The 262-nt window shown below is 48.1% G+C and carries 1 protein-coding gene; it reads right to left on the bottom strand.

The genetic code is table 11. The annotated features are described in order from the left end of the window. Nucleotides 1-262: aminoacyl-tRNA hydrolase (locus AAEZ08_RS23050; protein ID WP_500125197.1), on the bottom strand; the 262-nt coding region annotated here is incomplete at both ends.

Raw genomic sequence — 262 nt, 5'->3', positions numbered from 1 at the left:
GAGCTCATCATGGGCAATCAGCAACTCATCATTTTGGATGCCATAAAAGTTGACCATAGGCACCACTGACTGACCGGATTTATTCATAAAGGTCAGTGGCATCAATAGCCGCACGTCATGCCCATGAATTTGTCCGCGTCCTGTTACCCCGTGGAATTTTTTGTCAGGGGCGAGCGTGATGTTGAACTGCTGCGCCAAATGATGGACGAACCAAAACCCTGCATTATGACGCGTAAACATATACTGCTGACCGGGATTACCA

Source organism: Pseudomonas sp. E45-MNA-CIBAN-0222, assembly GCF_040310405.1.
GTDB lineage: Bacteria > Pseudomonadota > Gammaproteobacteria > Pseudomonadales > Pseudomonadaceae > Stutzerimonas > Stutzerimonas stutzeri_AC.
The sequence above is the reverse complement of the archived record's forward strand: the minus strand, read 5'-3'. Positions and strand labels throughout refer to the sequence as shown.